The 24,314-nt window shown below is 31.4% G+C and carries 25 protein-coding genes; 13 read left to right on the top strand and 12 right to left on the bottom strand.

What is annotated here, in order from left to right:
* Position 1: 1 nt before the first annotated feature.
* Positions 2–796: a DUF2797 domain-containing protein gene (locus OS191_RS12760; protein ID WP_267156101.1), complete on the bottom strand. Its 795-nt coding sequence runs from the start codon at positions 794–796 to the stop codon at positions 2–4.
* Positions 797–838: 42 nt separating this feature from the next.
* On the opposite strand from OS191_RS12760, the gene OS191_RS12755 reads away from it, so the two are divergent.
* Positions 839–2,353: a GH3 auxin-responsive promoter family protein gene (locus OS191_RS12755; RefSeq protein ID WP_267156100.1), complete on the top strand. Its 1,515-nt coding sequence runs from the start codon at positions 839–841 to the stop codon at positions 2,351–2,353.
* Positions 2,354–2,673: 320 nt separating this feature from the next.
* On the opposite strand, the gene OS191_RS12750 is transcribed toward OS191_RS12755, so the two are convergent.
* Positions 2,674–3,546 (bottom strand): MerR family transcriptional regulator, encoded by an 873-nt coding sequence (locus OS191_RS12750; protein WP_267156099.1) that lies wholly within the window; start codon positions 3,544–3,546, stop codon positions 2,674–2,676.
* Between the two features lie 149 nt (positions 3,547–3,695).
* On the opposite strand from OS191_RS12750, the gene OS191_RS12745 reads away from it, so the two are divergent.
* From OS191_RS12745 to OS191_RS12725, 5 genes are all read left to right on the top strand, one after another.
* Complete coding sequence (locus OS191_RS12745) at positions 3,696–5,120, top strand: fasciclin domain-containing protein (RefSeq protein ID WP_267156098.1); 1,425 nt, start codon at positions 3,696–3,698, stop codon at positions 5,118–5,120.
* A gap of 104 nt (positions 5,121–5,224) precedes the next feature.
* Complete coding sequence (gene crtID, locus OS191_RS12740) at positions 5,225–6,688, top strand: bifunctional phytoene desaturase/3,4-desaturase (RefSeq protein WP_267156097.1); 1,464 nt, start codon at positions 5,225–5,227, stop codon at positions 6,686–6,688.
* Between the two features lies 1 nt (position 6,689).
* On the top strand, positions 6,690–7,526 hold the full coding sequence (locus OS191_RS12735; RefSeq protein WP_267156096.1) for a phytoene/squalene synthase family protein: 837 nt from the start codon (positions 6,690–6,692) through the stop codon (positions 7,524–7,526).
* A gap of 23 nt (positions 7,527–7,549) precedes the next feature.
* A complete protein-coding gene (locus OS191_RS12730) occupies positions 7,550–8,005 on the top strand; it encodes a sterol desaturase family protein (RefSeq protein ID WP_267156095.1) in 456 nt (151 codons plus the stop codon).
* A gap of 3 nt (positions 8,006–8,008) precedes the next feature.
* The gene (locus OS191_RS12725) at positions 8,009–8,689 is read left to right on the top strand and encodes a lycopene cyclase domain-containing protein (protein WP_267156094.1); all 681 of its coding nucleotides are present in this window, start codon (positions 8,009–8,011) and stop codon (positions 8,687–8,689) included.
* Between the two features lie 45 nt (positions 8,690–8,734).
* On the opposite strand, the gene OS191_RS12720 is transcribed toward OS191_RS12725, so the two are convergent.
* From OS191_RS12720 to OS191_RS12675, 10 genes are all read right to left on the bottom strand, one after another.
* Positions 8,735–9,262 (bottom strand): hypothetical protein, encoded by a 528-nt coding sequence (locus tag OS191_RS12720; RefSeq protein ID WP_267156093.1) that lies wholly within the window; start codon positions 9,260–9,262, stop codon positions 8,735–8,737.
* 59 nt (positions 9,263–9,321) lie between these two features.
* On the bottom strand, positions 9,322–9,897 hold the full coding sequence (locus OS191_RS12715) for a hypothetical protein (protein WP_267156092.1): 576 nt from the start codon (positions 9,895–9,897) through the stop codon (positions 9,322–9,324).
* A 139-nt stretch (positions 9,898–10,036) separates the two neighbouring features.
* On the bottom strand, positions 10,037–10,393 hold the full coding sequence (locus tag OS191_RS12710; RefSeq protein WP_267156091.1) for a hypothetical protein: 357 nt from the start codon (positions 10,391–10,393) through the stop codon (positions 10,037–10,039).
* A gap of 12 nt (positions 10,394–10,405) precedes the next feature.
* Positions 10,406–10,780, bottom strand: a complete 375-nt coding sequence (locus OS191_RS12705; RefSeq protein WP_267156090.1) for a hypothetical protein — start codon at positions 10,778–10,780, stop codon at positions 10,406–10,408.
* 513 nt (positions 10,781–11,293) lie between these two features.
* The gene (gene clpX / locus OS191_RS12700; protein ID WP_267156089.1) at positions 11,294–12,526 is read right to left on the bottom strand and encodes an ATP-dependent Clp protease ATP-binding subunit ClpX; all 1,233 of its coding nucleotides are present in this window, start codon (positions 12,524–12,526) and stop codon (positions 11,294–11,296) included.
* 73 nt (positions 12,527–12,599) lie between these two features.
* Positions 12,600–13,274 carry an ATP-dependent Clp endopeptidase proteolytic subunit ClpP gene (gene clpP, locus OS191_RS12695; RefSeq protein ID WP_267156088.1) on the bottom strand — a complete coding sequence of 225 codons (675 nt, stop codon included), beginning with the start codon at positions 13,272–13,274 and terminating at the stop codon, positions 12,600–12,602.
* A gap of 130 nt (positions 13,275–13,404) precedes the next feature.
* The gene (tig, locus tag OS191_RS12690) at positions 13,405–14,733 is read right to left on the bottom strand and encodes a trigger factor (protein ID WP_267156087.1); all 1,329 of its coding nucleotides are present in this window, start codon (positions 14,731–14,733) and stop codon (positions 13,405–13,407) included.
* 81 nt (positions 14,734–14,814) lie between these two features.
* Positions 14,815–15,162: a phage holin family protein gene (locus OS191_RS12685; RefSeq protein ID WP_267156086.1), complete on the bottom strand. Its 348-nt coding sequence runs from the start codon at positions 15,160–15,162 to the stop codon at positions 14,815–14,817.
* Between the two features lie 44 nt (positions 15,163–15,206).
* Complete coding sequence (locus OS191_RS12680; RefSeq protein ID WP_267156085.1) at positions 15,207–15,974, bottom strand: alpha/beta fold hydrolase; 768 nt, start codon at positions 15,972–15,974, stop codon at positions 15,207–15,209.
* A gap of 76 nt (positions 15,975–16,050) precedes the next feature.
* Complete coding sequence (locus OS191_RS12675) at positions 16,051–16,764, bottom strand: pyridoxine 5'-phosphate synthase (protein ID WP_267156084.1); 714 nt, start codon at positions 16,762–16,764, stop codon at positions 16,051–16,053.
* Positions 16,765–16,853: 89 nt separating this feature from the next.
* Between OS191_RS12675 and OS191_RS12670 the strand changes: the two genes are divergently transcribed.
* The 7 genes from OS191_RS12670 to OS191_RS12640 all read left to right on the top strand — a co-directional run bounded on the left by OS191_RS12670 (position 16,854) and on the right by OS191_RS12640 (position 24,271).
* Positions 16,854–17,513: a CBS domain-containing protein gene (locus OS191_RS12670; protein ID WP_267156083.1), complete on the top strand. Its 660-nt coding sequence runs from the start codon at positions 16,854–16,856 to the stop codon at positions 17,511–17,513.
* 1 nt (position 17,514) lies between these two features.
* Entirely contained in the window at positions 17,515–18,399 is an 885-nt protein-coding gene (locus OS191_RS12665) for an NAD kinase (protein ID WP_267156082.1), read from the top strand.
* Positions 18,400–18,499: 100 nt separating this feature from the next.
* Entirely contained in the window at positions 18,500–19,189 is a 690-nt protein-coding gene (gene porG / locus OS191_RS12660) for a type IX secretion system protein PorG (RefSeq protein ID WP_267156081.1), read from the top strand.
* The gene (gene uppS / locus OS191_RS12655) at positions 19,189–19,929 is read left to right on the top strand and encodes an undecaprenyl pyrophosphate synthase (protein ID WP_267156080.1); all 741 of its coding nucleotides are present in this window, start codon (positions 19,189–19,191) and stop codon (positions 19,927–19,929) included. Before porG ends, uppS begins: the two co-directional genes overlap by 1 nt.
* A complete protein-coding gene (bamA, locus tag OS191_RS12650; RefSeq protein WP_267156079.1) occupies positions 19,862–22,543 on the top strand; it encodes an outer membrane protein assembly factor BamA in 2,682 nt (893 codons plus the stop codon). Before uppS ends, bamA begins: the two co-directional genes overlap by 68 nt.
* A 172-nt stretch (positions 22,544–22,715) precedes the next feature.
* Positions 22,716–23,720 (top strand): OmpH family outer membrane protein, encoded by a 1,005-nt coding sequence (locus OS191_RS12645; RefSeq protein WP_267156078.1) that lies wholly within the window; start codon positions 22,716–22,718, stop codon positions 23,718–23,720.
* A 41-nt stretch (positions 23,721–23,761) separates the two neighbouring features.
* Positions 23,762–24,271, top strand: a complete 510-nt coding sequence (locus tag OS191_RS12640) for an OmpH/Skp family outer membrane protein (protein ID WP_267156077.1) — start codon at positions 23,762–23,764, stop codon at positions 24,269–24,271.
* Positions 24,272–24,314: the final 43 nt, after the last annotated feature.

Raw genomic sequence — 24,314 nt, 5'->3', positions numbered from 1 at the left:
CTCAGATAAGAGAAATAGTCACTACATAACCCTCATTACTTCGAACGTTAAAAACCGTTTCGTCTTCAAAAATTAAGTATTGACCTTTAATCCCAACCAATTTGCCTGTATAATTTGGTGTTTTCCCTAAATTTAAACTTTTGGGCTTTTTTGGATAATGCAACACAGGAAATTGAATATTTGTTTCCGAATTTGAAGCAATATAATAATCTTTAGCTTCGTCTGGAATATATTGTTTTAGTCTCTCTCTCCAAACTACTAAATCTTCATCTGCAATCTCATTTTTTAGCATAGTTCGCCAATTGGTTTTATCTGCTACATAATCTTTTAAAGCTATTTCAGTAATTCCGGCTAAGTATCTATTTGGCACTTCCACAATCTCTATAGCTTCATGGGCTCCTTGATCAATCCAACGTGTTGGCACTTGGCTTTTTCTTGTAACCCCAACTTTCACATTACTGGAATTAGCCAAATAGACAATATGTGGCTGCAATTGTACTTTTTTTTCATAATCTAAATCTCTATCCTCTTTATCTAAATGAGCTGTACTTAATTCTGGTTTAATAATCCAATCAGCAGCCTGAGGAATATCAAAAAAACAACTTTTACAAAAGCCCTGTCTATAAATTGGTTTATCCAAACCGCAATTTAAACATTGGTATTTTACAAATTGGATAGCTATGGTCTTTTCCAACAACTGATTCATATGGATGAAATCCATTTCAAACACTAAATAATATTGAATAGGTTCGAAAAATTCAGTTGTCATTTTTGTTAAAACACCTTGGTATGTCATGAAAAAAAGTCTTATTTTTATTTTTTTAAATATAATGCAAATATGCCAATTCCTATAGTAAATTCTATTGCTTCCTGGTTTTTAAAAAAACGGTTTCATCAAATAGACTTATTTTTAAAATATCCTAACGAAGTACAACAGGAATTGCTTCTACAACTAATTAATAAAGCAAAAGACACAGAAATTGGCAGGCTTTATGGTTTTGAATCCATATCTGATTACAAAACTTTTTCCGAACGTGTTCCTGTTTCAACCTACGAAGAATACCAACATAATATTGAACGTTCACGTCGAGGAGAAAACAATATTTTCTGGCCACAACCTATTAAATGGTTTGCAAAATCTAGTGGAACCACAAATGCGAAAAGTAAATTTATTCCGGTAAGTGAAGACTCGCTTGAAGATTGCCATTATGCTGCAAGTAAAGATTTACTCTGCATGTACCTAAATAATAATGAAAACTCTCAATTATTTACTGGGAAAAGTTTACGTCTTGGAGGCAGTAAAGAACTTTACAAAGAAAACGGAACTACCTTTGGCGATCTTTCGGCAATATTAATTGACAACATGCCTTTTTGGGCAGAGTTTAGCAGTACTCCTAGCAGTAAAGTCTCATTAATGAGCAATTGGGAGGAAAAAATGCAAGCAATCGTGGACGAGACCATTCAAGAAAACGTAACAAGCTTGGCTGGAGTACCTTCTTGGATGTTAGTATTACTAAATAACGTTTTAGAAACCACTGGTAAAAACAATCTATTTGATATTTGGCCAAACCTTGAAGTGTATTTTCATGGTGGCGTGAGTTTTCTACCTTATAAAGAGCAGTACAAAAATATTTTACCTAAAAAGGATTTCCGGTATTATGAAATTTATAATGCATCTGAAGGCTTTTTCGCCATTCAAGACCAGAATAATTCCAGCGAATTGCTTCTCATGTTAGATTATGGAATCTTTTACGAATTCATTCCCATGGACACTTATGGTACCAAAAATGAAAAAGTCATTCCATTAAGCCAAGTAGAAACAGATAAAAATTACGCTGTTATCATTACCACTAATGCTGGGCTTTGGCGCTATATGATTGGAGATACGGTGAGATTTACTTCCATAAACCCATATAGAATTAAAGTCTCAGGAAGAACCAAACATCACATCAATGCCTTTGGCGAAGAATTAATTATAGAAAATGCTGAAGATGCTCTTAAAAAAGTCTGTAAAAAAACCAAAGCAGAAATTGTAGATTATACAGCTGCTCCTATTTTTATGGAAGGAAAAGAAAAAGGTGCACATGAATGGTTGATAGAATTTAAAACACCTCCAACAGATATAAATTACTTTAAAGAGCTGCTTGACAATGCTTTAAAAGCTTTAAATTCAGATTATGAAGCCAAACGTTACAACAACATGACCCTAAACAAACCAACCATACATATGGCTAGAGAACAATTGTTTTACGATTGGTTAAAGCAGAACAACAAGCTTGGAGGACAGCACAAAGTGCCGAGACTTTCTAATTCTAGAGACTATCTAGATGCGCTGTTAGATTTAAATAAATAACCCGTCTTTAATCGGAAAAAAAAGTAAAAAAAATATTTATAACGAGTATTTTTTGTCCTTTGTCTAAAAATAGTGGGAGTCATTTTTTTCTTACACTTAAAATACTAGTTTTACCGTGCTATTAATTTTAACGATATCATTTATCTGGTATTTATATTAACTAAGTAAATACCAATTAGGTGTCGTTTTCCAACAGAAATTCCTTTAGAATTTAGGTGAATTTCAAAAATATAGTGTCAAATTATTAATTAACATCCATATACCCTAAATAAAAAACCACTCGTTTTTGAGTGGTTTTTTATTATTATTCTGATTTTCTTTTAAGTTCTATTCTTTAGATTTTCAACCAAATCCTCCGGATGAGATATATAAATAATACGTTTATCATCCATAATATCTTCAATAACCTCTGGATTACCAGAAACTAATAGCGGCACCTCTGTTTGTTTTAAAATAGCATCAAGTTTTACAGTAATTGGCTCCGTTGAAGGTGTTATAAACATGGATAGCATCCTTTTTGGGTTTACAACCTCAATAACTTGTTTGATGTTTTCTGTTGGCACATTTTGTCCTAAATAATATACTTTCCATCCCATATCTCTTGCCATATAATATGCTAACAATAAACCTATTTCATGGTGTTCATTTTCTGTTAAAAACATTAAAATTACTGGAGAATTTTTTTCAGGGTAAGGCAAAGCATCAATAGCAGAAAACATTTTCTTCTTTATTAAATTAGAAATAAAATGTTCCTGTGCAGGCATAACTTTATTAATTCCCCAAAGCACCCCGACTTGATTTAAAAACGGATAAATTAATTGAATGGTTGCAACCAATAAACCTTTCTCTTTTATATAGGAATTAAGAATCCTGTTAAAAACAACTTCGTCCATTTCAAGAGTGGCTATTATTAAGGCACTTATTTCGTCCTCCTGAGAATTATCCGATATACTATTAGTAATCAGGTCATGAATATCTTTTTCAGACATTTTATCAATCTTAGAAATTCTATACCCTTTTCTAGTAAGAATTCCAATGTTCATTAATTTTTTTAATTGAGAGTCTGTGTAGTACCTAATATTTGTATCTGTTCTTTCAGGTTCTAAAAAGCTATATCTAGTTTCCCACTTGCGTAAAGTGTGGGCTTTAACACCAGTTAGCGCAACTATTTGTGCCATTGAATATGTACTCATGTCTAATATTTTATTAAGCAAAGCTAAACAAAAAAATTACTTTAAACGATAGAAATAAATATTTTTGTCTAATTTTTTTTAATTTTTCTTTGACAATAAAATATTAATATCTATATTTGTCCAAGTTAAAACAAAAAAACATAGACAAAATGAAAACAAAAATCTTTTACCTCGTATTTTTTAGTCTCTCATTATTTATAACATCTTGTAGTAATGATGACGACAATCCAACTCCACAGCCTGAGCCTCAAGAACAAAACATTGTTGAGATCGCTTTAGAAACACCAGAATTAAGTTCTTTAGTAGCTGCCTTATCTAGAGCAGATGGAGATTTAGTAACTGTATTAAGTGGTAATGGACCATTTACAGTTCTTGCACCAACTAATGCTGCTTTTTCTGCTTTTCTTGCAGACAACGGATTTAGTTCTTTAGAACAAGTTCCAACAAATGTCTTATCACAAATTCTACTTAATCATGTGATTATGGCAGATGTAAAAGCAAGTGACTTATTATCAATGGGCTCTGGCTATACCTCAGGTAGTGCTACTGGAGCTGGAGGACAAAACATTAGCATCTATTTTGATACTTCAAATGGTGTAATGTTTAATAATATAGCTACAGTTACAACAGCAGATGTTAATGCATCTAATGGAACCATTCACATTGTTGATAATGTATTAGGTTTACCAGATGTAGTAGATCACGCTTTAGCAAATTCATCTTTTTCTAATTTAGTAGCTGCTTTAGGAGCTGCCGATGGAAGCCTAGTAAGTGTTCTTCAAGGAGAAGGTCCATTTACAGTTTTGGCACCAGACAATAATGCTTTTACTACATTTTTGGATGGAACGCCACTTGGAGATGTTGATACAGCAGTACTTTCTCAAATATTATTAAACCATGTTATAATTGGTTCTGCAGTAACTTCTAGCTTTTTAACAGATGCTGGTTCAGGTTATACTAATACTGGTGCTACTGGTGCTGGTGGAAATGCCATGAGTTTATACTTTAATACAAGTAATGGAGTAATGTTTAATGGTGTTTCAACAGTTGCTCAAGCTGATGTTGTAGGGACCAACGGAATTATTCATGCGGTAGATGCTGTTATAGGAATTCCAACTGTAGTAACTTTTGCAACTGCAGATCCTAATTTTTCAACTTTAGTGGCTGCCTTAACAGACTTAACACCAGCAACTGACTTCGCTGCAATCCTATCAAGAACTGAAGGAGGAAACGCAGATGGCATTAATCCAGATTTTACTGTATTCGCTCCAACCAATGATGCTTTTGATGCATTAGGGTCTGTTCCTGCAGAAGCTGTTTTAACCCAAGTTTTACTACACCACGTAATTGCTGGTACAAATGTAGCCTCTGGAGATTTAAACAATCCTGGCAATACAACTGCTCCAACTTTAGAAGGAGATAATGTAACTATTACACTTCCTGGAACTGGAGATAATATTGCTAATATTACTGATGGGTCAGGAGCAACAGATGTAGGTATTATAGCCGTAGATGTTCAAGCTGGTAATGGCGTGATACATGTTATCAACAAAGTGATGATTCCTAATTTATAAAAACTGTAAGTTTTATAAATTTTTTGAAAAAGAATAGATTTTAGTTAGTTAGTAGTAAGCCGATAACTCTTCTGGTTGTCGGTTTACTTTATTAAAAGTGAAAAATGAAAAGAAATAAGGTTGTCATTATAGGTTCTGGGTTTTCATCGCTTTCTGCGTCTTGCTATTTAGCAAACATGGGATTTGATGTGACAGTTTTAGAGAAAAACAAAACTGTTGGAGGTCGTGCTAGACAGCTAAAAAAAGATGGTTTCACCTTCGATATTGGCCCAACATTCTATTGGATGCCAGATGTTTTTGAACGTTTTTTTAGCGACTTCAAAACATCAGTTTCCTCTCATTACACTTTAAACAAACTCAACCCTGCTTATCAAATTTATTTTGGCAAAAACGATTCAGTAAGTATCACTGATAATTTTGAAGACATCAAACAAACTTTTGAAACCATTGAAAAAGGAAGTGGTAAAAAGCTACAAAAGTTTATAAATAAAGCTCATAGCAATTACAACATCGCTATAAAAGATTTGGTTTATAAACCAGGAGAACATGTTTTTGAAATTATCAATCATAAAACCTTTTTAAAACTAAGTGAATTTGTAATAACCATCAAGAACCAAGTTTCTGGATATGTAAAAAACAAGCAGCTTCAAAAAATACTCGAATTCCCGGTATTGTTTCTTGGTGCTAAGCCAAGCAACACGCCTTCTTTTTATAATTTTATGAATTATGCCGATTTCAAACTTGGCACTTGGCATCCCGAAGGTGGCATGTATGAAGTTGTTAAAGCCATGACCACACTTTCACAAAGTTTGGGTGTAAAAATAGTTACTGATAGTGAAGTTGAAAATATAGAAATTAAAAATAAAATAGTAAAAGGGGTTACAACAAAAACTAGTTATTTTCCTTGCGATATTTTATTGAGTGGTGCCGATTATCATCATACAGAAACCTTATTACCAAAAGAATTAAGACAATATTCTGAAACTTATTGGAACAAAAAGACTTTTGCTCCTTCTGCCCTATTATTTTATGTAGGCTTCGACAAGAAACTTGAAAACGTATCTCATCATACCTTGTTTTTTGATACCGATTTTGAAGCTCATGCTAAAACTATTTACGACACTATAGAATGGGCAGAGAAGCCTTTGTTTTATGCAAGCTTTCCCAGTATTACAGACGCTTCAACAGCGCCAGAAGGAAAGGAAGCAGGTATTTTTCTCATTCCTATTGCACCAGATGTTGAAGACACTCCTGAAATTAGAGAACACTATTTTAATCAACTAATTGAAAGAGTTGAGACCATAACTGGTGAGAAAATTAAAAACCATATTCTCTTTAAAGAATCCTATTGTGTGAACAATTTTAAAGATGATTATCATTCTTATAAAGGCAATGCTTACGGTTTAGCGAATACACTTATGCAAACCCATGTATTAAGACCAAAACTAAAAAGTAAAAAAGTGGATAATCTATATTTCTGTGGGCAGCTAACCGTCCCAGGACCAGGAGTTCCACCTTCATTGATATCAGGAAAAATTGTAAGCGATTTAATTAAAAAATATCATTAAAATGAAACAGCTATTTGACTCCTCAAGCCTCAAGTGTAGCAAAATTGTTACCAATACCTATAGCACATCATTTTCTTTAGGCATTAAACTTTTTGCACCTTCAGTAAGACCTCATATTTATGCTATTTATGGTTTTGTACGTTATGCAGATGAAATTGTAGACTCTTTTGAAGGTTATAATCAGCAAGATTTGTTTCACGATTTTGTGGACGATTATGAGAAATCTTTAGATCGAAAAATAAGTTTAAACCCCATTATCAATGCATTTCAAGAAGTAGTTCATAGATACGACCTACATAACTATGCTAATGATTTTTTAAAACGTATGGAAGCCGATTTATACGTGACAGATTATACAACCAAAGAGGCTTATGAAAACTACATCTATGGTTCTGCAGATGTGGTAGGCCTAATGTGTTTACGTGTGTTTGTAAATAATGACGAAGATAAATTTAACGAATTAAAAGAGGCTGCAAAACATTTAGGCTCTGCCTTTCAGAAAATAAATTTTTTAAGAGATTTTAAAGACGATGTAGAGCAACTTGGTCGTTCATATTTTCCTAACCTATCTCATAATGGCTTAAATAATCGCAATAAAAAAGAGATTATTGCAGATATTGACAAAGATTTAGAAGTTGCTTATAAAGGAATCATTCAACTGCCTTTAGAAAGTAAATTAGGTGTGTACATTGCATATAGATATTATTTGAAATTACTCAAAAAACTTAAAAAAGCAGATTCTGAGAAAATCATGAATGGCAGAATTAGAATTTCAAATGGACTAAAGGTTTTCATACTTACTAAATCGTATATCAGATATAAACTCAACTTTTTTTAATCTATAAATTAGTATCTTTCATTATGACTGTTTTATTATATATTTTAATAACCCTTGGTACTTTTTCTGTAATGGAACTGGTAACTTGGCTCACGCATAAATATGTGATGCATGGATTTTTATGGGTTTTACACGAAGACCATCATCAGCCAAAATACCCACACGTATTTGAAAAAAATGATGCTTTTTTTATCATTTTTGCTATACCAAGTATTTTGTTATTCTATTTTGGAGTTGTTCCAGAATTAAACTTTATGTTTTTTATTGGTTTGGGTATTTTTTTCTATGGTCTTACCTATTTTTTAATTCATGATGTATTGATACACCAACGTTTTAAATGGTTTAAAAACACTAAAAACAAATTTCTTTTAGGGTTACGCAAAGCACACAAAGTACACCACAAACACCTTGGCAAAGAAAAAGGAGAATGTTTTGGAATGCTGTTTGTTCCAAGTAAATATCATGATCAATATAAATAATTCATGGAATCTTATACCTATTTATTGGTTAATCTAGCTTGTATTTCCATACCGTTTATAGCTAGTTTCTACCCAAAGCATGCTTTCTACAAGGATTGGAAACCATTTTTTAAAGCCAATCTTATTGTGACTTTATTATTTGTGATTTGGGACTCTATCTTTACTGGAATTGGGGTTTGGGGTTTTAACGATACCTATTTAACTGGTATTAATATCCACAATTTACCTCTAGAAGAAGTCTTGTTTTTTATTTGTATTCCCTATGCTTGCGTGTTTAGTTATTTTGCATTTCAATATTTTTTTAAAACGAATATTTTACAGAAATCGCAAGCCATTATATCCTATATTCTTATTACTATATTTTTAATTGTAGCGATAATAAATTATAATAAATTATATACAGCAGTTACTTTTTTTGCTACTAGTTTGTATTTGATATTCCTAGTATATAAAAAGGTAGATTTATCCCTGCATTATCTTAGCTATCTTTTTGTCATGCCTTTCTTTTTTTTAAGTAATGGCGTGTTAACTGGAAGTTTTTTGGTGGAACCCATTGTGTGGTATAACAATGCTGAAAACTTAGGCATTAGATTAAGCAACATTCCAATTGAAGATTCGGTTTATGGCTTGCTATTGATTTTTATGAATATTGAATTCTATAATTATTTTAAATTGAAGGCATAAAAAACCACTCGATTTGAGTGGTCTTTTTTATACTATATCTCAATCTTAATGAACATTTTTAATAACTATTGGCTTTTCGCCTTCAACAATAATCAATTCAGTATGTCTAAACCTCACGTATTGCTCTCTAAAATCTTTAATAAAATCTCTTTCTTTTTTGTTTTTAGGTAAATCTTTAGGTGTAATTTTAGGGCTTAAAAAAGGTTCTGTTAATTTTCTTAATTTCTTCTTACTCTTACAAGAAAAAGTATACTGAAACAATTCTCTATTTAATTCATTATAAATTAAGACTAATTTTTTATCTATATGAGTGTAATAATCTGGATAACTTTTATCTTGATCATTTTTCTCTAAAGGATATGAGGAATCAGTAATATAATAAATTCTAAATATTTCATTTTCTTTATTATAATTATTCAATCCTCTTATATCCACTTTTACATATCCTACATGATTAAAAAGAGAATCGAAAGTTTTTGTTTCTTTAATATATTCCGAAATAGTGCTTATTAAAACTGTATCTGTTAGTTCAATTTTATGAATATCTAACTCTTGAGCTTGAACATTTAACAAGCTTAAAAAAATTAAAACTAATAACTTATAATCCCTCACAACTTTAAACAATGTTTAAATTAATCATAATGTGTTGCCTTTCTAATTTGATGAGTTTTCCAATATATTTCTAAAATTATCCCATAAGATTCTGAACCAAGATATGTTGGATGCCTATATATTTCGGTAATAGTTTTGCCATCACCTTCAAAATCTATAAACTTGAATTTCTTTTTTGGTGGCAAGTATTCCTCTAAAATTTTTCTAAATTTTCTTTTACTTTTATTTGAAAACTTAATATTAAGTACATCATCTATTGTTTTATTGTAAATAATAATCAATTTATTATCAATATAAGTATAGTAATTAGGATACCACCAATCTTCGTTCTTATCTAGAATTTCGATACCAACATCTTCAATTTTATAAACTCTTTTAAGTTCATTTCCTAAATTCGGTTTATTAACCGATTTAATAGAAACTTTAATGTAGCCTATATTATTAAACTCAGAAAAATTTTGCTTAGTTTCTTTAATATATTCCGAAATAGTGCTTATTAAAACTATATCTGTTAGTTCAATTTTATGAATATCTAACTCTTGAGCTTGAACATTTAACAAGCTTAAAAAAGTTAAAATTAAAAATGCATTTTTCATGATTCAATTTATTCTAATATAATCTATATACAACTTCAATTTTCCATAAGTTGCTCTGTAAGAATCAAAATCCTTTCCACCAAAGTAATCCATATTAAATTTGTATTTAAATGTATAGAAAATGACTTTTTAAGAGTATTTACTTAGATTTTACAATTAATGTGTCAGATTCAATACTAATTTCAAATCCATAATTCAAAGACGCACCATTAGTATAGTAACCGAAACAATCATTGAATTTTAAGATTTCTTCTTTATAAACCAGTATTTTATAACATCCATCTCCTTTTTTATTATTATCAAATAATATTTTACCTTTAACTCTGCTATTAGCTTTTATATTATAAAATAATGTTGGTTTTTCAATCGATGTAAAGACTTTTATACTATCGTAGTCAACATCACAATTATTTGAAATTGATATTCCGGGTTCTTTTCTCGGAAAACATGAAAATATTAGTAATGTGAAACTAAGTAATAACAGGGGAGTTTTCATTTTTTTTTATTATTACAAATTAGTAGGTATTAGTTGAGAATTGAACGTGGCCTTACATTCTATGGGATCTTGATTATTTAAATATTTTAAATCCCCATTAGTTAAAGCTTGAATTACATCTTGCAAAATATTTGTAGAACCATTTACAACAATATCTCCTCCAATCTGATTATGTAGAATGTCTGTCAAATCTAAATCTCCGAATGTGGTTGTCATAAGCCTTCCTGTTCTATTAGAACCTATAGAATTTAAGGCATGTTCAATATCAGGTAAATCTTCAATAGTAAAATGATTTATACTTTCTTTCTGTTTTTGTAAAGAATTATAATCAACATCTTGAATGTCGTCTTGTTTGCAGTTAAAGATTGTAAAAACGAATAAAATCAAGCAAATTGATATTAAGCTTAATCTAGACGATGTTTCGATGTTTCGATGTTTCGATGTTTCGATGTTTCGATGTTTCGATGTTTCGATGTTTCGATGTTTAAGAATACTTTTTCTCATAAATTAATGTTGTTTATTGTTATTAATTCAATAAACCTAATTAAAAAATCAATAAAATATATACGTGTTACTACGTATTTTTCCTACTTTTCGATGAAACACATGGTTATTGTTACGGTTTTCCCATACTTTTTAAAAAAATACTAGAAAAAACGCCAAACTTAAAATAAGTATAGTTTGGTGTGAATTTTTTTATAAAAACAGAAAAAACATCTGAAAATTATCATTCTGAACGTAGTCAAGAATACTATTAATTTTAATATATAACCTTAATAAAAAGATTCTTCGCTTGGCTCTGAATGACAGATTAATTGTTCTTTTGCCGTCTATTTAAAATAAAAAAACCATTTGTAAACGAATCTACAAATGGTTCTTTATTGGTAATATTATTCGAGTTTAAGAAACCGCTTTCAGTTTCTTAATAGTTGTTTTAGATAATTTTTCCTCAGCATAAGCTTTGGTTACTCTAATTTCCTTTTCTTCGGTACTTGGTAACTCAAACATGGCATCTGTTAAGATTTCTTCGCATAAGGAACGTAATCCACGTGCACCAAGTTTGTATTCAATGGCTTTTTCAACAATAAAATCTAAAGCACCATCTGTAATAGAAAAATCTATTTCGTCCATGGCAAACAATTTCTTGTATTGTTTAATAATGGCGTTTTTAGGTTCTGTTAAAATGGCTCTTAAAGTTTTGGCATCTAATGGATCCATGTATGTTAACACTGGAAGACGACCAATAATTTCTGGTATCAAACCAAAATCTTTTAAATCTTTTGGAATAATGTATTGTAGTAAATTACTTTGGTCTACACGCTCATCAGACATGGACGCACTATAACCAACGGCTTGCATATTTAAACGCTTGGAAATAACTTTTTCAATACCATCGAAAGCTCCACCTGCAATAAATAAAATATTTTCTGTATTAACTTCTATAAATTTCTGGTCTGGATGTTTACGTCCTCCTTTTGGCGGTACGTTTACAACGGTTCCTTCTAATAGTTTCAATAAGGCTTGTTGTACACCTTCCCCAGAAACATCTCTGGTTATAGAAGGATTATCGCTTTTACGAGCAATTTTATCTATTTCATCAATAAACACAATGCCTTTTTCGGCTTTATCTAAATTGTAATCTGCTGCTTGTAACAAACGTGTTAAAATACTTTCAACATCTTCACCTACATATCCGGCTTCGGTTAAAACCGTTGCATCTACAATGGCTAAAGGTACATTAAGCATTTTAGCTATGGTTTTTGCCATCAAGGTTTTACCAGTTCCAGTTTGCCCAACCATAATGATATTTGATTTTTGTATTTCAATATCGTCATCACTTGGTGGTTGCAAAAGCCTTTTGTAGTGGTTGTATACAGCCACAGACATCACTTTTTTTGTCGTGTCCTGACCAATAATATATTCGTCTAAAAACGTTTTTATCTGCTGTGGTTTACGCAACATAAGTTCAGCAGAAAGCTCGCTTTTATCGCTTTGTTTAGATTCTTCTAAAACAATGCCATGAGCTTGCTCAATACATTTGTCGCAAATATGCGCATCCAATCCTGCTATTAATAAATTTGTTTCTGGCTTTTTTCTACCACAAAACGAACATTCTAAATCTTCCTTTGCCATTACTCAATAAATTCCTAGTTAAAAATTCCACATTCCAAATCGTATGAAAAGAAATTGTTTTTCTAATTACATTTTAGCTACGTACTAAAATTTCATCAATCATTCCGTATTCTTTAGCTTTATCGGCTTTCATCCAATAATCTCTATCGCTATCTTTATATACTTTGTCGTAATCTTGTCCGGAATGCTTACTAATAATTTTATAAAGCTCTTCTTTTAAGATTAAGATTTCTCTAGCAGTAATTTCTATATCACTTGCTTGTCCTTGCGCACCACCTAAAGGTTGGTGAATCATGACACGTGAGTGTGTTAAACCACTACGTTTTCCTTTTTCTCCAGCACATAATAATACAGCTCCCATAGAAGCTGCCATCCCCGTACAAATAGTTGCTACATCTGGTTTAATAAACTGCATGGTATCGTAAATACCTAGGCCTGCATATACAGAACCTCCTGGAGAGTTAATGTATATTTGAATGTCTTTAGAAGAATCTGTGCTTTCTAAAAACAATAATTGAGCTTGAATGATATTAGCTACTTGGTCGTTAATACCTGTACCTAAAAAAATGATTCGATCCATCATTAAACGTGAAAACACATCGAAGATAGCAATATTCATTTGGCGCTCTTCAATAATGTTTGGCGTTAAGTTTGTAGGATACATGCTGCTAATAATCTTATTGTAGTATGTACTGCTTATTCCTTGGTCTTTTATAGCGAATTTTTCAAATTCTTTTCCGAAATCCATAAATTGTCTTTGTATAATTAAATTGAATTAAAAAGGCGTTAAAATTACAATTTTAACGCCTAAATATAAGGATAATTTAGTTAAATAAATATTAATCCTTAAACAGTGTCTCAGGATATTTATTTAATAATTACTTATCTCCATAAACTTCTTTTACAAATGCTTCGTAAGTAAGTTCTTTGGTTTTAAGGTTTGCTTTCTCTTTATAAAGCGTTAATAATTTCTGACTGATAATTTGTTCTGAAATTCTACGAGCTTCATCTTGATTAGATAAAACACGTGCTGCTATATCTTCTAATTCTTTATCTGAAGGATTCATTTGACCAAATTGAGCCATTTGAGCTTTAATCATGTTTTTTGCATGATCTTTAATATCATCCATTGTTACCTGAATGTCATTCTCAGTAATTAATTTCCCTTCTATTAATTGGTAACGTAAGCTTTTTTCAGATTTTTCGTATTCGTCTTTAGCTTCATCGTCACTTAATTGATTTTCTCCTGCAGTTTGCATCCATTTTGTAAGGAATTCTGCTGGTAAATCGAATTTAGTACTATCTACAAGATGCTCAGTAACATCGTTTAATAATTTCTGATCTGCTTGTTGTTTGAATTGCTTTTCAGCGTCTTCTTTAATTTTATCTTTCAATTCTGTAACAGATTTTACAGCATCTTTCCCAAATAATTTATCGAATAACTCTTGGTCTAAATCTGCTAATTCACGTTCGTTAATTTCAGTTACAGTAAATGTTACTTCAATATCTAATCCGTGAACATCATCATGTTCTAATTTTAAAGCATGCATTAATTCATGATCATCGCTATAAAGGCCTTTTGTTTTTAGAGTAATAACATCTCCAACCTTAGCTCCAATAAATTTCTTTTCAGTAGCTTTTCCTTTAAATTTATCTAAAGTTAAAGTTACTGTATTTTCAATACCTTTTTCTTCATTATTATAAGTACCTGTAACTTCGCTATCTTTAGTTACTTCTGTTTGCGATTTTAATTTACCATATTGCTTTTGGATATTTTTAATCTGATCGTCGATCATCTCGTCACCAGCAACAATAGTATAACTTGTTATAGCTTTCTTACTTTTTAATTCTACGTTAAATTCAGGTGCTAAACCAAGTTCGAATTCAAAAGATAATTTTTCTGAATCCCAATCTAAATCGTCTTGAGGTTTTGGAATTGGATGTCCAAGAACATCTAATTTTTCTTCAGTTAGATACTTATTTAAAGCTTCTTGTAATAATTTATTTACTTCATCAACCAATACAGCTTTCCCGTATTGCTTTTTAACCATTCCCATTGGTACGTGACCTTTTCTAAAACCAGGAATGTTAGCTGTTTTTCTGTAATCTGTTAAGATTTTTTCAACTTTAGCGCTATAATCATCTTTAGCGATATCTACTTTTACTACAGCATTTAATGCATCAATGTTTTCTCTTGTAATATTCATTATATTATGACATAAAAATTGGGTTGCAAAAATACATATTTTTTGCAACCCAACAAAGTTTTTAACGTATTGTATTTCAGCCTAGTTTACATCTTCTTTCAATACAGAAAATAAGATAGATTGAAGCAATGACAATAACAAGCTAAACAACAAGGCTATCCAAAACCCACTGACTGTAAAACCATCTATAAAACTGTTTGCCATTAAAATAATTAAGGCATTAATAACGAGTAGAAATAAACCTAAAGTGATTACGGTTATTGGCAAAGTTAGAATAACTAAAATAGGCTTGATAAAAATATTAAGTAAACCTAATACAATAGCTACAATTATTGCAGCTCCAAAGCCGGAAACCTCAACCCCTGGCAGGATATAAGCCAGTAAAACAACTGCCACTGCAGTTAATAATATACGGATAATTAAATTCATAAATATTAATTTAGTTAGATTGAAAGATAGGAAACTTGCTATAACTATCCTAGAAATTTTAAAACTTCATTAAAGAAGGCTTTTGGGTTTTCGGCATGTAGCCAATGACCGGATTTTGGAATGGTTACAATTTGAGAGTTTGGAAAATGACTTTTTATAAGAGACTCGTCTTGCAACCCAATATATTCTGATCTGTCGCCACGTAAAAAAAGTGTTTCTCCCATGTATTGCGCATGTATTGGCAAAGCTTCTCCTATTTCCTCTATATTTTCTTTTAATGCCTTTAAATTGATTCTTAAAGCTAGTTCTTTAGCATCATTCCAATACAAGTTTTTTAATAAAAACTGACGAATACCAAAATCTGAAATATATTTAGCTAATTGATCGTCTGCATCTCCTCTACTTTCCATGTTTTTAAAATTGAGACTACTTAAGCCTTTTAATATCAACTCATGATGAACTGGATAATATCTTGGTGAAATATCTGCAATCAACAATTTAGAAACAAGCTCTGGATATGTTGCTGCAAAAAGCATGGCTACTTTTCCTCCCATGGAATGACCAAGTAGTATAATGTCTTTTAATTGATGAGTTTCGCAATAGCTCTTTAAATCTTCAACTAATAAATCGTAATTAAAATCATTGCTATGAAAGCTTCTTCCATGGTTTCGCTGATCTAATAAATGAACCTCATAGTTTTGTTCACTAAACTTGGCACCAAGTGTTTTCCAATTATCACTCATGCCTAAAAAACCATGAAGGATTACAAATGGTTTGCCTTCGCCTAGTATGTTTGAATATAATTGTTCCATTGGTTTAAATTTTTTGAGGCTTCGACTGCTCTTCACCTTTAATTATTTACTTATTAGTGTAACTTATTACTAAAAGCTATTTTAGTCTCTGCAAATACATTTGTATCACATTCTCTACGCCTAAATATAAACTTTCTGAAATAAGCGCATGTCCAATAGACACCTCTAACAATCCTGGAACATGTTCTTTAAAAAACTTAATATTATCTAAAGACAAATCGTGTCCTGCATTGACGCCTAAACCTAAAGAATTGGCTAGTTCAGCACAAGCTGTATAAGGTTTGATTGCTGATTTATTTCCTAAACCATATTCATGTGCAAAAGCTTCTGTGTAAAGTTCTATTCTATCTGTTCCGGTAGCTTTGGCTCCTTCTATTTGTTTTAAATCTGGATCGACAAAAATGGAAGTTCTAATACCATGATCTTTAAACTCCTTAATAACATCTATTAAAAAATCTTTATGTTTTATAGTATCCCAGCCTGCATTGCTTGTTATAGCATCTTCAGCATCTGGAACTAAAGTTACTTGAGTTGGTTTTAATTCTAAAACCATTTTTAAAAATTTATCAACTGGATTTCCTTCAATATTATATTCTGTGAAAACTTCCGATTTCAAATCGTAAGCATCTTGATACCTAATATGTCTTTCGTCTGGTCTTGGATGAATGGTGACTCCTTCTGCACCAAAAGCTTGTACATCTTTAGCAAACTGAACCACGTTTGGAGTATTGCCACCTCTAGAATTCCTTAAAGTAGCAATCTTATTTATGTTAACACTTAATTTTGTCATGACCTCTATTTTAATACTACAAAAATACAAAGTCAATCAAGGTTATTGTAGTAATTTTTAATTAATTTGCAGGAACTTTAATTGAAACAATGAATCTTTCAGAATACATAATAAACGATATCAAACCACTTGATAAAGATGATAAAATTAGTGATATGCAACTTTTGTTTAATCAGCTTACCTACTCCCATATTCCTATAAAAAATAAAGAGGGTGTGTATTTAGGCTGCATGTCTGAAACAGATGCGCATTGTTTTAATAGTCAGAAGTCTATTTCTGATTACAGTCACGCCATTGAAGGTTTTTTTGTGAGACATCAAACCGTGTGGCTAGATGTTCTTGAAGCTTTTGCTCAAAACTCTTCTAACATTATGCCCGTTTTAAACGACAAAAATAATTATTTAGGCTATTATGAATTAAACGATGTGATTAGCTTGTTTAATGAAACCCCATTTTTTGCTGAAGGTGGAAGCATTTTAATTGTAGAAAAAAGCATTAACGATTATTCTTTTAGTGAACTTAGTCAGATTGTAGAATCTAACGATGGTAAACTATTGGGCGCATTTATTTCGAAAATGGAAAACGATTTGGTACAAATTACTCTTAAAATTGGCAATACTGGGTTGAATGACATCATGCAAACTTTTAGACGTTACAGCTATGTTGTTGTTTCTGGACATGAAGAAGACAGTTATCTAGAGAACTTAAAAGAACGTTCAGATTATTTAAATAAATATTTAAACATTTAATATGAAAATTGCAATTTTTGGTCAATTCTATCATAAAAATGCTGAGGAAGCTGTAGAAATTCTTCTGGACTATCTTTACGAAAAGAATACAAATGTATATGTAGAAGAGAACTTTTTCGACATAATTAATCACAATCTAACAAATAACAAGAATTACGATAAATTTAAAACCTTTCAATCTTTAGATAAAAGTTTCGATTTATTAATTAGTATTGGTGGAGATGGCACCATGCTTAGAACCACCACTTTGGTTAAAGATTTAGACATTCCAATTGTTGGTATAAATACAGGAAGGCTAGGTTTTTTAGCAACCATTCAAAACGAAAATATAATAAGTGCCATAGACGATATATTATCCGGAAACTATAAAATTTCTGAGCGCAGTTTACTTTCTATTAAAACCTCGCCAACATATTCAGAATTTAATGATTTAGATTTCGCTTTAAATGAAATAGCTATTAGTAGAAAAAACACCACTTCTATGATAACAGTAGAAACCAGGTTAAATGACGAATACTTAACATCTTATTGGAGCGATGGTTTAATAGTAGCAACCCCAACTGGCTCTACTGGATATTCCCTAAGTTGTGGAGGCCCTGTAATTACCCCAGACACCAATAGTTTTGTTATTACTCCAATTGCACCACATAATTTAAGTGCTAGACCTTTAATTATTACAGATTCTACCGAAATAAAATTAAAAGTTAATGGAAGAGAAGACAACTTTTTAATTTCTTTAGATTCCAGAATTGCGACCTTAAGCAACGAAACCATTGTAACAATAAAAAAAGCACCTTTTAAAATAAAAATGATAGAATTATTAAACGAAAGTTTCTTAGATACACTTCGTAAAAAATTACTTTGGGGTGAAGACAGACGCAATTAAACAATAATTTGTAAGAAAAACTGTTTTAATCCTATAACAATTTGATTCAAATTGCTATAGGCTAATCTTATTTATTATATTTGCAAACTTTTGAACATTTATGAGGTATTTAACCACAATATTTTTTTTCATACTAACTATTCAATTAAGCTACTCGCAAACCCATGAACTTGGTGTATTTCTTGGGGGTAGCAATTTTATTGGCGATGTTGGAGCAACAGATTATATTGCACCAAACCAACTTGCTATTGGTGGTATCTATAAATGGAATAGAAGTCCAAGACATTCATTTAGACTTTCTCTAATATATTCTGAATTAGAAATGAACGATTTAAAATCGGATGACCCAAGAAGACAAGAAAGAGGGTATCAAATAAATAATCATATTGTTGAAGCATCGTTAGGAATAGAATTTACGTTCTTAGATTTCGACCTACACCAAGGCACAAATAAAGCAACCCCCTATTTATATAGTGGAATTACGGCAGCTTATCATGATAATTTTTACTTTACAAAAAAAGGAGTCCTGGTTTCTGAAAACACAACGAGTATTGCTTATGGTATTCCTATGGTTTTAGGTTTCAAATACCGATTTATGGACAATTTTGTTATTGGTGCAGAAATTGGAGCCAGATATACTTTTAGTGACGAGATCGATGGAAGCGCTCCGGATTACGATAATGATGCTCCAAATGCCTTTGGAAACAAAAACAATAACGACTGGTACATGTTTACTGGAGTTACACTAACTTATACCTTTGGTAGAAAACCTTGCTACTGCGTTTTTTAATGGAATTAAAATCACAAATAAATACGAGTAAATTACCCAAACATCTGGCCATAATTATGGATGGAAATGGACGTTGGGCAAAACAAAAAGGCATGCTACGTGCTTTTGGACATGAAAATGGCACCAAATCTGTAAGGCAAGTAGTTGAAGGATCTGCCGAACTTGGTATAGAAAACCTAACACTCTATGCGTTTTCTACTGAGAATTGGAACAGACCAAAGCTTGAAGTAAAAACGCTTATGAACCTGCTAGTGGCTTCATTAAAGAAGGAAATTAAAACCCTTCAAGATAACGACATCAAACTTTTGGCTATTGGCAATTTAGAGGAACTTCCTAAGAAAGCACATAAAGAACTTCAAGAAGTAATTGAAAAAACAAAAGATAATAAACGAATGATTTTAACTCTTGCCTTAAGTTATGGTTCAAGAGAAGAATTAATAAATACAGTAAAAAAAATAAGCATTAAAGTTAAAAATAATATAATTTCGCCCGAAAATATTGATGAATCGGTTATTAATGAGCATCTTTACACGCAAAATTTACACGACGTAGATTTGCTTATTAGAACAAGTGGCGAACAGCGTATCAGCAATTTCCTTTTATGGCAAATTGCCTATGCAGAATTATATTTTACAAATGTACTTTGGCCAGACTTTACGAAGCAACATTTATATGAAGCCATTATTGAATATCAAAAAAGAGAACGAAGATTTGGGAAAACAAGTGAACAAATTAACTAATAAAGTACTATTGAAAACATACTTACTATTCATTTTTACATTGCTAGTTTTTGCAAATACTCAAAGCTTGCAAGCCCAAGAATCAAACCCACAAAATGGCCAAAAATATATAATTGGTGGCATTGTAGTAGTTGGTGAAACAAGTTTCAGCGAACAAACTATTATTACGTATTCAGGATTAAGATCTGGAGAAGAAGTTATTATCCCTGGTGATAAGATTAGTAATGCCATAAAAAAACTATGGAATTCTAATTTGTTCAATAATATTGAAATCTACATCAATAGAGTTGAAGGTAACGAGGTTTTTCTAGAAATTAGATTAGAAGATTTACCAGAACTTAACGAAGTTAAAATTAATGGTATTAAAAAATCTAAAAAAGAAAAGCTAATAACAGAAAACTCCCTAAATAAAGGCGTTAAAGTAACTGAAAACCTACTTACAACTACCAAAAACTATTTGGTTAATAAGTACAAAAAAGACGGTTTTTATAATACCAAAGTAAATATTAATACTATTGAGGTTGAAGACACCATTCAAACCTCTAAAAGTGTTATGAACATGGTTATTAATATAGACAAAGGTAAAAAGGTAAAAGTAAAAGAGATTCATTTTTCTGGAAATACGGTATTACCAGACTCAAAGCTTAAAAAAGCGATGAAGAACACCAAGCAGAAAAATATTACCCACATTCTTAAGCGTTCAAAATTTATCGAAGCAGATTTTAAAACGGATCTTAACAGTGTTGTAGATAAATATAAAGAAAACGGTTATAGAGATGCACGAATCCTTTCGGACAGCTTGGTTGTATTAGACAAAAAACACGTGGCAGTTTATATAGAACTGGAAGAAGGTGAATTATACACTTTTGGTAAAATAGATTTTATTGGGAACTCGGTTTATCCAGACGATGTATTAAGAAGAATCTTAAGAATCAATCCAGGAGAAACATATAATGGTGTTTTACTTGAAAAAAGAATTGCGGATACAGAAAATCCAGATGCTGTAGATATTACAAACCTATATCAAAATAACGGATATTTATTTTCAACTATTAATGCGGTAGAAATAGGTGCTGAAGGAAATGTAATCGATTTAGAAATTAGAATTTCTGAAGGAAAAGCAGTTCACTTTACAGATGTTACTGTAGTAGGAAACGATGTTACTAACGACCATGTAATATACAGAGAGTTGCATACAAGACCTGGTCAGTTATACAACAAATCGAATGTTATTAGAACTATTAGAGAGCTAAGTCAGTTAGGATTTTTCGATGCTGCTCAAATAGCAACCAACTTTAATAACCCAAACCCTAACGAGGGGACAATCGATTTAGAATACGTAGTGGTTGAAACAGGATCAAGCCAGATAGAATTACAAGGTGGTTATGGTGGTGGTGGTTTTATTGGTACACTTGGTTTATCATTTAACAACTTCTCATTAAGAAATCTTTTAAACTTTGAATCTTATAAACCTGTACCAAGAGGAGACGGACAGAAATTATCTTTGCGTTTACAAGCCAGTCAGTTTTATCAAACCTATAGCTTCTCGTTTACAGAGCCTTGGTTAGGTGGTAAAAAACCTGTGCAGTTTTCAACCTCTGTGTCTCATACAAAACAATTTTTATATGATTCACAAACAGGAAAAGCAGATAAAGACAAGCGTTTTAATATAACAGGAGTTTCTGTTGGTTTAGCGAAACGTTTAACTGCCCCAGATAACTTCTTCACCTTGTCTCAAGCAGTAAGCTACCAACATTATAACTTAAAGAACTATAATACAGGATTATTTACGTTTGGAGATGGGTATTCAAATAACTTAGCATACACCATTGGATTAAGCAGAAACAGTACTTATAACGACCCGGTTTTCCCTATTGGAGGTTCAAACTTTAGTGTAAGTGCTAAGCTAACCCTACCGTATTCTTTGTTTAATAATGTAGATTATAACGCCTTAAAGCACGAAAGAGAAGATTTAAGTGAAATTGTTAATGATCCTACTTATTCTGACGACGATCGAATTGCTGCCAACAATGGGATTGCAGAAATTGATCAAGAACGTTTTAAATGGTTAGAATTTTATAAAATTAAATTCAAGGCAGAATGGTATGCAGAAATAGTTAAAAAACTAGTTTTAAAACCTAGTGCTGAATTTGGTTTCTTAGGTGCCTACAATCAAGATAGAGGAGACATTCCTTTCGAGCGTTTCTTTTTAGGAGGTGATGGTCTTGGATCTTATAGTTTAGATGGAAGAGAAACCATTGGGCTTCGTGGATATCCAAATCAATCCATTCAACCGGTTGATGATAATGGCTTTCCAACAAACGATGGTGGAACTATATATAATAAGTTCTCTTTAGAATTAAGATATCCAATAACATTAAAACAGCAGGCAAAAATATTTGCTTTAGGTTTTATGGAAGGTGGAATTTCATATAATGCATTTAAAGATTACAACCCATACGATCTTAAACGATCTGCTGGAGTTGGACTACGTGTATTCATGCCTGCATTTGGTTTATTAGGTATTGATTTTGGTTATGGTTTCGATCCTGTACCTGGTCAAACCAGTCCAAATGGATGGGAAACTCACTTTATTATTGGACAACAATTCTAATTTGGCACGATATTTTCTATTAACAATTTGATTATTTAAATTGAGAATTAAAATTTTTAAAGTTAAATTTCGTTAATTTTGAAAATACTAATTCAAAAATAGACAGACAACATAAATAATTAACTGTCGTTTTTAGAATTTATAGACCCATAAATTATAAAATATGACACAGATGAAATTAAAAGTTCTTTTTTTACTGATAATAGTTTCTACAGTTAGTATATCTGCTCATGCGCAACGTGGTATAAGAATTGGCTATATAGATACAGAATATATTTTACAAAATGTTCCTGAGTATCAAGAAGCCACGGCACAATTAGATAATAAAGTTCAAAAATGGAAAACCGAAATTGAAACTCAATTAAGCGGAATTGAACAGAAACGTAAAGATTTAAGCAACGAAAAAGCGCTTTTAACCAAAGAGTTAATCGAAGAGCGTGAAGAAGATATTACGTTTGAAGAAAAAGAAATTCTTGACTATCAACAAAAACGTTTTGGTCCTAATGGCGATTTAATGATTCAAAAAAGACAATTAATTCAGCCTATTCAAGATCAAATTTTTGCAGCCGTTCAAGATATGGCTGAAAAAAGAAAATACGATTTTGTATTCGATAAATCTGCCGATGTGGTAATGTTGTATTCAGCAGAAAGATTCGATTTTAGCGACGAAGTTATACGAAGTATTTCTAGAACATCTAAGCGTACACAAGCACAAACTAGACAGGAAAGAAAAGCTGCAGATGCCGAAGAGAATCTTCCTGAAATAGACGAAGAACAAGAAGCTAGAGAAAAAGCTGCCGAAGAACGCAGAGAAGAAATATTAAACGAACGCGAACAAAAACAACTGGAAGCACAAAAGCGTAGAGACAGTATCGTTGCTGAAAGAGCTAGAATTAGAGAAGAAAAACTAAATGCTAGAAACACACAAAATCAAGATACAACCACAACCGAAGATGGAGACGTTGTAACTGAAGATGGCGAACCAGTAGAGCAAAAAACCAGAGAAGAAATTCTAGAAGAACGCAGACAACAAAAATTAAGAGATAGAGAAGCAAGACAACAAGAATTAAATGCTAGAAGACAAAAAATTCTTGAAGAAAGACAACAAGCAAAAGAAGAAAGAGAAAGACAAGCAGAAGAAAACAAAAATACTGATGGCACAGAGCCTGAAGACTAAATAACAATTAAATTTATAACACCTATTAATACTATTAAAAAATGAAACATTTTAAAACCTTTTTATTTGCAGCAGCTTTATTTATTGGAGCAACAACTTTTACTCAAGCCCAAAGCAAAGTAGCCCATATTAACACACAGGACTTAATAAAAGCGATGCCTGAAATGAATACAGCTCAAGCTGAAATGGATAAGTTAGGTAAAACTTACGAAGCCGATATTCAATCTATGGTTACAGAATATCAAAATAAAATGAAACAATACGAGGCTGAAGCTGCAACTAAAACTGACGAAGAAAATCAAAAACGTTTAGTTGAAGTGCAGACTATGCAACAAAATATTCAACAATATCAAGGGCAAGCTCAACAAGAAATGCAGAAAAAAGAAATTGATTTATTAAAACCAATTACTGAAAAAGCTAAAGCTGCCATTTTAAAAGTTGCTAGAGCTCAAGGTTTTGATTACGTTTTAGATTCTACTCAAGGTGGAGGTGTAATTATGGCTGACGGTAAAAACTTAGTTGACGATGTTAAAAAAGAATTAGGAATCTAATTTATTTTTAAAAAGTAATATTAAAAGCCACTTAAATCAAGTG

Origin of the sequence: Xanthomarina sp. F2636L (assembly GCF_026410195.1) — a bacterium.
Classification (GTDB): Bacteria; Bacteroidota; Bacteroidia; order Flavobacteriales; family Flavobacteriaceae; genus Xanthomarina.
The sequence above is the reverse complement of the archived record's forward strand: the minus strand, read 5'-3'. Positions and strand labels throughout refer to the sequence as shown.

Excerpts from the sequence above, each read along its gene's own strand:
- clpP (WP_267156088.1), bottom strand. The coding sequence starts at position 13,274 with ATGGATTTCGGAAAAGAATTTGAAAAATTCGCTATAAAAGACCAAGGA.
- OS191_RS12645 (WP_267156078.1), top strand. The coding sequence starts at position 22,716 with ATGAAATTAAAAGTTCTTTTTTTACTGATAATAGTTTCTACAGTTAGT.
- OS191_RS12715 (WP_267156092.1), bottom strand. The coding sequence starts at position 9,897 with ATGAAAAATGCATTTTTAATTTTAACTTTTTTAAGCTTGTTAAATGTT.
- OS191_RS12670 (WP_267156083.1), top strand. The coding sequence starts at position 16,854 with ATGAATCTTTCAGAATACATAATAAACGATATCAAACCACTTGATAAA.
- OS191_RS12710 (WP_267156091.1), bottom strand. The coding sequence starts at position 10,393 with ATGAAAACTCCCCTGTTATTACTTAGTTTCACATTACTAATATTTTCA.
- OS191_RS12745 (WP_267156098.1), top strand. The coding sequence starts at position 3,696 with ATGAAAACAAAAATCTTTTACCTCGTATTTTTTAGTCTCTCATTATTT.
- uppS (WP_267156080.1), top strand. The coding sequence starts at position 19,189 with ATGGAATTAAAATCACAAATAAATACGAGTAAATTACCCAAACATCTG.
- OS191_RS12725 (WP_267156094.1), top strand. The coding sequence starts at position 8,009 with ATGGAATCTTATACCTATTTATTGGTTAATCTAGCTTGTATTTCCATA.
- OS191_RS12760 (WP_267156101.1), bottom strand. The coding sequence starts at position 796 with ATGACATACCAAGGTGTTTTAACAAAAATGACAACTGAATTTTTCGAA.
- OS191_RS12680 (WP_267156085.1), bottom strand. The coding sequence starts at position 15,974 with ATGGAACAATTATATTCAAACATACTAGGCGAAGGCAAACCATTTGTA.
- OS191_RS12735 (WP_267156096.1), top strand. The coding sequence starts at position 6,690 with ATGAAACAGCTATTTGACTCCTCAAGCCTCAAGTGTAGCAAAATTGTT.
- OS191_RS12750 (WP_267156099.1), bottom strand. The coding sequence starts at position 3,546 with ATGAGTACATATTCAATGGCACAAATAGTTGCGCTAACTGGTGTTAAA.
- OS191_RS12640 (WP_267156077.1), top strand. The coding sequence starts at position 23,762 with ATGAAACATTTTAAAACCTTTTTATTTGCAGCAGCTTTATTTATTGGA.
- porG (WP_267156081.1), top strand. The coding sequence starts at position 18,500 with ATGAGGTATTTAACCACAATATTTTTTTTCATACTAACTATTCAATTA.
- crtID (WP_267156097.1), top strand. The coding sequence starts at position 5,225 with ATGAAAAGAAATAAGGTTGTCATTATAGGTTCTGGGTTTTCATCGCTT.
- clpX (WP_267156089.1), bottom strand. The coding sequence starts at position 12,526 with ATGGCAAAGGAAGATTTAGAATGTTCGTTTTGTGGTAGAAAAAAGCCA.
- tig (WP_267156087.1), bottom strand. The coding sequence starts at position 14,733 with ATGAATATTACAAGAGAAAACATTGATGCATTAAATGCTGTAGTAAAA.
- OS191_RS12685 (WP_267156086.1), bottom strand. The coding sequence starts at position 15,162 with ATGAATTTAATTATCCGTATATTATTAACTGCAGTGGCAGTTGTTTTA.
- OS191_RS12755 (WP_267156100.1), top strand. The coding sequence starts at position 839 with ATGCCAATTCCTATAGTAAATTCTATTGCTTCCTGGTTTTTAAAAAAA.
- OS191_RS12675 (WP_267156084.1), bottom strand. The coding sequence starts at position 16,764 with ATGACAAAATTAAGTGTTAACATAAATAAGATTGCTACTTTAAGGAAT.
- OS191_RS12665 (WP_267156082.1), top strand. The coding sequence starts at position 17,515 with ATGAAAATTGCAATTTTTGGTCAATTCTATCATAAAAATGCTGAGGAA.
- OS191_RS12730 (WP_267156095.1), top strand. The coding sequence starts at position 7,550 with ATGACTGTTTTATTATATATTTTAATAACCCTTGGTACTTTTTCTGTA.
- bamA (WP_267156079.1), top strand. The coding sequence starts at position 19,862 with ATGAAGCCATTATTGAATATCAAAAAAGAGAACGAAGATTTGGGAAAA.